The organism is Halorhodospira neutriphila, from assembly GCF_016584055.1.
GTDB classification, from domain to species: domain Bacteria; phylum Pseudomonadota; class Gammaproteobacteria; order Nitrococcales; family Halorhodospiraceae; genus Halorhodospira; species Halorhodospira neutriphila.
Genome location: NZ_NRSH01000115.1, coordinates 1 through 6,855 on the forward strand (window position 1 = coordinate 1; position 6,855 = coordinate 6,855).

Below are 6,855 nucleotides of genomic sequence, written 5' to 3' on the forward strand. Positions count from 1 at the left end.
TCCTCCGCCGGCGCCGCCGAGGCGCGGGAGGGGGCCTCCTCCGCGCCGCCCGCCGGCGCCTCCGCGGCGCCGCTGCCGCCCTCGGCCGGCGGGGTGTCCACCTCGGGCAGCTCGATGGAGGGCGGCTGCCCGGACTGCTGCTGGCCCCCGCCCTGCTCGGCGGCCCTGCCCTGCTCGGCGGACCCGCCGGCGCCCTCCGGGCGGGGCGGGACCTCGACGGGGACGTCCAGCGACTCGGGCCGCTGCTCCCCGGAGCCGGAGAAGATCATCGGGAGGAAGATCACCGCCAGCGCCACCAGCACGGCGGCGCCGACGAGCTGTCGCTTGGTGCTCGGATCCATGGCTACCCCCACCCCTGCTGCGCTCGAACGGCGGCTACGGTCCGGAAGGAGCCGAAGACGAGCACCCGGTCGCCCTCGCCGGCGTTGCGCCGCAGCGCCTCCAGCGTCGCCGCCGTGCCGTCGCCCACGGCGCTGAGCCGGCCGCCGCGCTGCGCGACGGCCGCCGCCAGCGCCCGGCAGTCGTGCATATCCGCCTCGGGCATGCGAGGCAGGTACCAGTGGTCGACCCGCGCCGCCACCGCCTCGATCATCACCGCCGGCTCCTTGCGCTGCGCCGCGGCGAAGACGGCGTGGCAGCGCGGCGGCGCCGGCGAGCCGGCGAGCACCCGCTCCAGCTCGGCCGCTCCGTCCGCATTATGCGCGACATCGAGCAGCCACTCCAGACCCGCCTCCCAGCGCCGCTCCAGGCGCCCCGGCACGCGGACCCCGGCCAGGGCCTCGGCCACCGGGGCGGAGCCCAGCGAGGCGGCCTCGGGCAGCTGGGCGAAGGCGGCCAGCGCCGTGGCGGCGTTCGCCTGGGCCGCGCCCCCCGGCGCCGCCGGCGCCGGGAGGCCGCGCCAGCTGCCCCGGCCCTCGCTGTGCCAGGACCAGCCCTCGGCGGTGCCCGTCCACGTGAACTCCCGCCCCGCGCGGAACGGCAGCGCCCCGATCCGCCGCGCCTGCTCGAGCAGCGCCGGCGGCGGCGCCGGCTGGCCGATGACCGCCGGGCGCCGGGGGCGGAAGACCCCCGCCTTCTCGGCGGCGATCCCCGCCAGGTCGTCGCCGAGCAGGTCGGTGTGGTCGAGCCCGACGCTGGTGACCACCGCGACGTCGGCGTCGACGGCATTGACCGCGTCGAGCCGGCCGCCGAGCCCGACCTCCAGCACCCACGCATCGCAGCCGGCCCGCTCGAAGCAGTCGAGGGCGGCCAGCGTCCCGTGCTCGAAGTAGGTCAGGGAGACCCCGGCCGCGGCGCGCGCCGCCTCGACGCGCTCCAGGGCGGCCACCAGGGCCTCGTCGCCAGCCTCGCGGCCGTCGATCCGCACCCGCTCGTTGAAGCGCGCCAGGTGCGGCGAGGTGTAGACGCCGGGCCGGCGCCCGGCGGCCCGCAGCAGGGCCTCGAGCGCCGCCGCGACGCTGCCCTTGCCGTTGGTCCCAGCCACGGTCAGCACGGTGGCCGCCGGCTCGAGGAGGCCGAGCCGGCGGCCGACGGCCGCGACCCGCTCGAGCCCGAGGTCGATGGCCTGCGGGTGGGCCCGCTCCAGGCGCTGCAGCCACCCTGCCAGATCCGCGGGCGCCTCGGCGCCGCGGGACGGGGGGCGGGGCGAGCGGCGGCCCATCAGCCCCGCGCTTCGCCGCAGCGCGGGAGCTGCTTGGGCGGGTCGAGCCGCCCCATCTTGGCGATCATCGCGGCGATCTCGTAGCGCATCGAGCGGCGGTCGACGATGCAGTCGACGGCGCCGTGCTCGAGGAGGAACTCGGCGCGCTGGAAGCCCTCGGGCAGCGTCTCGCGGACCGTCTGCTCGATCACCCGCGGCCCGGCGAAGCCGATCAGCGCCCCGGGCTCGGCGACGATCACGTCGCCGAGGGTCGCCAGGCTCGCCGAGACCCCGCCCATGGTCGGGTCGGTGAGCACCGAGACGTACGGCACCCCCGCCTCGTTGAGCCGGGCGATGGCCGCCGAGGTCTTGGCCATCTGCATCAGCGAGAACAGCGCCTCCTGCATCCGCGCCCCGCCGGAGGCGGCGAAGCAGATCAGCGGGGCGCGCGCCACCCGGGCCGCCTCCACGGCGCGGTAGAAGCGCTCGCCCACCACCGTGCCCATGGAGCCGCCCATGAACCGGAACTCGAAGGCGCAAGCGACGACGGGGATCTCGTAGACCTGCCCGCTCATCGCCACGAGGGCGTCGTGCTCGCCGGTGCTCTTCTGCGCCTGGGAGAGCCGGTCCTTGTAGCGCTTGCTGTCGCGGAAGCGCAGGAAGTCCGCCGGCTGGAGCTCGGCGCCGATCTCCTCGGGCTCGTGCTCGTGCTCGTCGTCGAGGAACAGCTGCAGCCGCTGCCGCGCCCCGAGGCGCATGTGGTGCCCGCACTTGGGGCAGACCTCGAGGTTGCGCTCGAGGTCCGGGCGGTAGAGGATCCCCTGGCACGACTCGCACTTCGTCCACAGCCCCTCGGGCACGCTGCGGCTTCGCGGCCCCGCATCGGTGCGGATGCGCCGCGGCATGAGCTTCTGGAACCACCAGCTCACGAGCCCCCCTCCGCTTGCGTCTGGTCCATGGCCCGGCGCAGGGCGCCGACGGCATCGCGCAGCCGCTCGGCCAGCCCCGGGGCGTCGCCGTGCTCGCCGATCAGCCGCACCAGGGCGCTGCCGACCACCACGGCGTCCGCCACCGGGGCGAGCGTCGCGGCGCTCTCGGGGTCCCGGACGCCGAAGCCGACGGCGATCGGCAGGTCGGTCGCCTCGCGGATCGCCGCCACCTGCCCGGCGACGGCCCCGGCATCGAGGCTGCCCGCCCCGGTCACCCCCTTGAGGGCCACGGCGTAGATGAACCCGCTCGCCCCCGCGCAGACGCGCTCGAGGCGCGCCGCCGAGGTGTTGGGCGCGACGAGGTAGATGAGGTCGACGCCGTGCTCGGCGGCGGCGGGGGCGAGCTCCCCGGCCTCCTCCGGCGGCAGGTCGACGGTCAGCAGCCCGTCGACGCCGGCGGCCGCCGCCCGCTCGACGAAGGCGCGGTAGCCGGCGGCCTCGAGGCTGTTGGCGTAGCCCATGAGGATCACGGGCGTGCCGGGGTCGTCGGCGCGGAAGCGGCGGACGGCCTCGAGGAGCTGCTCCGGGGTGGTCCCGGCGGCCAGCGCCCGCCCGCAGGCGGCCTGGATCACCGGGCCGTCGGCCATGGGATCGGAGAACGGCACCCCGAGCTCGAGGATGTCGGCGCCGCCGGCGACGAGGGCGTGCATCAGCTCGACGGTGCGCCCCGGGGCGGGATCGCCGCCGGTGATGTACGGGACGAGCGCCGTGCGCCCGGCGGCACGGCAGCTGCGGAAGCGTTCGGCGATGCGGCTCACAGCTCGATGCCCTCCTGCGCCGCCACGGTGGCGATGTCCTTGTCCCCCCGCCCGGAGAGGTTGACGACGACGAGCTGCTCGGGGCTGAGCCCGGCGGCCAGCTCCTCGGCGTAGGCGAGGGCGTGGGAGGTCTCCAGCGCCGGCAGGATCCCCTCGTCGCGGCAGAGGCGGTGGAAGGCGGCCAGGGCCTGCTCGTCGGTGACGGTGGCGTACTGCGCCCGCCCGCTATCCTTGAGCCAGGCGTGCTCCGGGCCGACGCCGGGGTAGTCGAGGCCGGCGGAGATGGAGTGGGTGCCGAGGATCTGCCCCTCCGGCGACTCCATGAGGTAGCTGCGGGCGCCGTGCAGGATGCCGGGCTGCCCGGCGGTCAGGGGGGCGGCGTGGCGGCCGCTGTCGAGCCCCTCGCCGCCGGCCTCCACGCCGTAGAGGGCGACCTCGGCGTCGTCGATGAAGGGGTGGAAGATGCCGAGGGCGTTGGAGCCGCCGCCGACGCAGGCGACGACGGCGTCCGGCAGGCGGCCCTCGGCCTCCTGGACCTGGCGCCGCGCCTCGACCCCGATCACCCGCTGCAGGTCGCGCACGAGCCCCGGGTACGGGTGCGGCCCGGCCACCGTGCCGATGATGTAGAAGGTGTCGTCGATGTGCGCCACCCAGTCGCGCATGGCCTCGTTGAGGGCGTCCTTGAGGGTCCGCGTGCCCGTCTCCACCGGGCGGACCTCGGCGCCGAGCAGGCGCATGCGGTAGACGTTGGCCGCCTGGCGCTGGACGTCGTCGGCGCCCATGTAGATGACGCACTCGAGGCCCATGCGCGCGGCGACCGTCGCCGTGGCCACGCCGTGCTGGCCGGCGCCGGTCTCGGCGATGATCCGCCGCTTGCCCATGCGCGCGGCGAGCACCGCCTGGCCGACGGTGTTGTTGATCTTGTGCGCGCCGGTGTGGGCGAGGTCCTCGCGCTTGAGGTAGATGCGCGCGCCGCCGGCGCGCCGCGTCAGCCGCTCGGCGAGGTAGAGCGGCGTCGGCCGGCCGACGAAGTCGCGCAGCTCGCGGTCGATCTCCGCCTGGAAGGCGGGATCCTGCCGGGCCTCGGCGTAGGCCTCGGTGAGCTCCTCGAGCGGGCCGATCAGGGTCTCGGAGACGAACCGCCCCCCGTAGCGGCCGAAGCGGCCCTCCGCCGCCGGATCCTCTCTGCCGTCAGATGCTGTCGCCACGCTGGACCTCCGCGAAAAAGCGCGCCATGGACTCCCGATCCTTGACCCCGGGGGACGCCTCGACGCCGCTGCTCACGTCCACCGCCAGGGGGCGGACGCACTGTACCACCTCGGCGACATTCTCCGGGCACAGCCCGCCGGCGACCACGATGTTCGCCACCCCGGGGGGGATGGCGCTGTGGTCGAAGGCCTCGCCGCGGCCGCCGCGCTCGCCGAGGCGGTGGCTGTCGAAGAGGAAGGCGCCGGCCTCGGGGTAGCGCGCCGCGAACGCCGCCGGGTCCACCCCGCCGCCCATGGGGACCGCCTTGATATAGCGCCGCCCGTAGCTCGCGCACGAGGCCGGGTCCTCGGCGCCGTGGAACTGGAGGTTATCCAGCCGCAGGGTATCGAGGGCGACCCGCACCTGCTCGGGGCTCGGGTCGACGAACAGCCCGACCAGGGAGACGAACGCCGGCACCACCGCGGCGATCTCGCGGGCCTCCTGCAGATCCACCGCCCGCGGGCTCGAGTCGGCGAAGACCAGCCCGATGGCGTCGGCGCCGAGCTCCACCGCCGCCGCCGCATCCTCGGCGCGGGTAATGCCACAGATCTTGACGCGGGTACGCATCCTCATCGGCAAGCCCACGAAGCGCTCGGGAAAATAGGAATCTTACCGCGGGGGCGGTGGTCACGGCAAAAGCGGGGACTCGGGACGCCCCGGCACGCCGTGCTCCGGGGGGTAGTCCACCCCGCAGAGGTAGAGCCCCGAGGCCGGCGCCGTCACCCCGCTGCGCCGCCGGTCGCCCTCGGCGAGCAGCCGCGCCGGCCAGTCGACGGGGCGCTCGCCGCTGCCGACGGCGAGCAGGGTGCCGGCGAAGTTGCGCACCATGTGGTGGAGGAAGGCGTTGGCCGCCACGTCGATCAGCACCCGGTCGGCGTGGCGCTGCACCGTGACCGAGAAGACCTCGCGGACCGGGTGGGCCGCCTGGCACGCGGCGGCGCGGAAGGCCGAGAAGTCCTGCTCGCCGACGAGCGCCTGCGCCGCCTCGTGCATGCGCTCGGCGTCGAGCCCCTTGGGGGTCCAGCCGACCCGGTGGGCGAGCAGCGCGGGCCGGGCGCGCCGGCAGAGGAAGACGTAGCGGTAGGCCCGCCGCCGGGCGGCGTAGCGGGCGTGGAAGCCGTCGTCGACGGCGTGGGCCGAGAGGACGCTCACGGCCTGCGGCAGGTGGGCGTTGGCGCCGAGGACCCAGGCGTGCAGCGGCCGCTGCGCCGCGGTATCGAAGTGGACGACCTGGTGGGCGGCGTGGACCCCGGCGTCGGTCCGCCCGGCGCAGACGGCCTCCACGGGGTGGTCGGCGACCCGCGACAGGGCCGCCTCGAGCGCCGCCTGCACCGAGGGGGCGTGGGGCTGGCGCTGCCAGCCGCTGAAGCCGGTGCCGTCGTACTCCAGGACCAGGGCGATGCGCTGCGTCGCGCCGGATGGGCCCAAGGCGGCTCCCTCCCGCTACTCGCCGCTGAGCTCGGCGAGGAGCCGGCGGGCGTTCTCGCGCTGCGTCTCCGTGCCCTCCTCGACGACCTCCTCGAGCAGCTCCCGGGCGCCCGCCTCGTCGCCGAGGTCGACGTAGGCGCGGGCGAGGTCGATCTTGGTATCCGCCTCGTCCCCCTCGCCGGGGCCGGGCACGGCCGTCTCCTCCTCCGCCTCGTCGCCGTAGTCGAGGTCCTCTTCCGCCTGCTCCTCGCTGAGCAGGCTGTCGAGGTCCATCTCCTCGAGCTCGGCCTCCTCGTCGCCGGCGGCCCCGGGCTGCGCCTGCCCGGAGGCGCCCTCGTCCGCCTCCGGCGCCGCTTCCTCGTCCGCGTCGTCCGCGTTGCCGAAGAGCTCGTCGGCCGCCCCCTGGGCCTCGTCGCTGGCCTCGGGCGCCTGCGCCATGGCCGGCTCGGGCTCCGGCGGCTCCTCCGCCTCGGCCTCCGGGGCGCTCTCCTCGTCCTCGAGGGCCTCATCGGGGCGCTGGCTGGAGGCCGCCGCCGACGGCGCCTCGTCGCCCTGGTTCTCCCCGTCGTCCGCCTCGCCGGCGCCGGGGGCCTCCGCCTCCGGCTCGAGGCTGAGGTCGAGGGCCTCGAGCTCCGGCTTGGCCGCCTCGTCGCCCTCCTCCGCCTGCGCCGCGGCGGCGGGCCCCGCCTCCTCGTCCGCCTCGCCGGCGCCGCCCGCCGCCGCCTGGGCGGCGCCGGCGAACAGCGCCGCGTCGGGGGCGAAGCGCCGCCCCAGGGCGAGCGCCGCCTGCCAG

General features: G+C 76.3%; 7 protein-coding genes and 1 pseudogene. All 8 read right to left on the bottom strand.

All coding sequences use genetic code 11. The features are described 5' to 3' along the window. Nucleotides 1-341 (bottom strand): annotated as a pseudogene (locus tag CKO13_RS09515) (SPOR domain-containing protein); the annotation flags it as partial. Nucleotides 342-343: 2 nt separating this feature from the next. Further along, nucleotides 344-1,660 (bottom strand): bifunctional folylpolyglutamate synthase/dihydrofolate synthase, encoded by a 1,317-nt coding sequence (locus CKO13_RS09520; RefSeq protein ID WP_200260074.1) that lies wholly within the window; start codon nucleotides 1,658-1,660, stop codon nucleotides 344-346. After that, nucleotides 1,660-2,544 carry an acetyl-CoA carboxylase, carboxyltransferase subunit beta gene (accD, locus tag CKO13_RS09525; RefSeq protein ID WP_200260088.1) on the bottom strand — a complete coding sequence of 295 codons (885 nt, stop codon included), beginning with the start codon at nucleotides 2,542-2,544 and terminating at the stop codon, nucleotides 1,660-1,662. The genes CKO13_RS09520 and accD overlap by 1 nt, the downstream gene beginning before the upstream one ends. Before the next feature lie 20 nt (nucleotides 2,545-2,564). Then, nucleotides 2,565-3,386 carry a tryptophan synthase subunit alpha gene (gene trpA, locus CKO13_RS09530; RefSeq protein WP_200260077.1) on the bottom strand — a complete coding sequence of 274 codons (822 nt, stop codon included), beginning with the start codon at nucleotides 3,384-3,386 and terminating at the stop codon, nucleotides 2,565-2,567. Next, nucleotides 3,383-4,594 (bottom strand): tryptophan synthase subunit beta, encoded by a 1,212-nt coding sequence (gene trpB, locus CKO13_RS09535; RefSeq protein WP_200260079.1) that lies wholly within the window; start codon nucleotides 4,592-4,594, stop codon nucleotides 3,383-3,385. Before trpB ends, trpA begins: the two co-directional genes overlap by 4 nt. Beyond that, nucleotides 4,578-5,201, bottom strand: a complete 624-nt coding sequence (locus CKO13_RS09540; protein WP_200260082.1) for a phosphoribosylanthranilate isomerase — start codon at nucleotides 5,199-5,201, stop codon at nucleotides 4,578-4,580. The genes trpB and CKO13_RS09540 overlap by 17 nt, the downstream gene beginning before the upstream one ends. 60 nt (nucleotides 5,202-5,261) lie before the next feature. Continuing rightward, nucleotides 5,262-6,062, bottom strand: coding sequence for a tRNA pseudouridine(38-40) synthase TruA (gene truA / locus CKO13_RS09545; protein ID WP_200260085.1), 801 nt, complete (start codon nucleotides 6,060-6,062; stop codon nucleotides 5,262-5,264). A gap of 15 nt (nucleotides 6,063-6,077) precedes the next feature. Further along, a partial coding sequence (locus CKO13_RS09550) for a FimV/HubP family polar landmark protein (protein WP_275951862.1) occupies nucleotides 6,078-6,855 on the bottom strand: 778 nt, incomplete at its 5' end.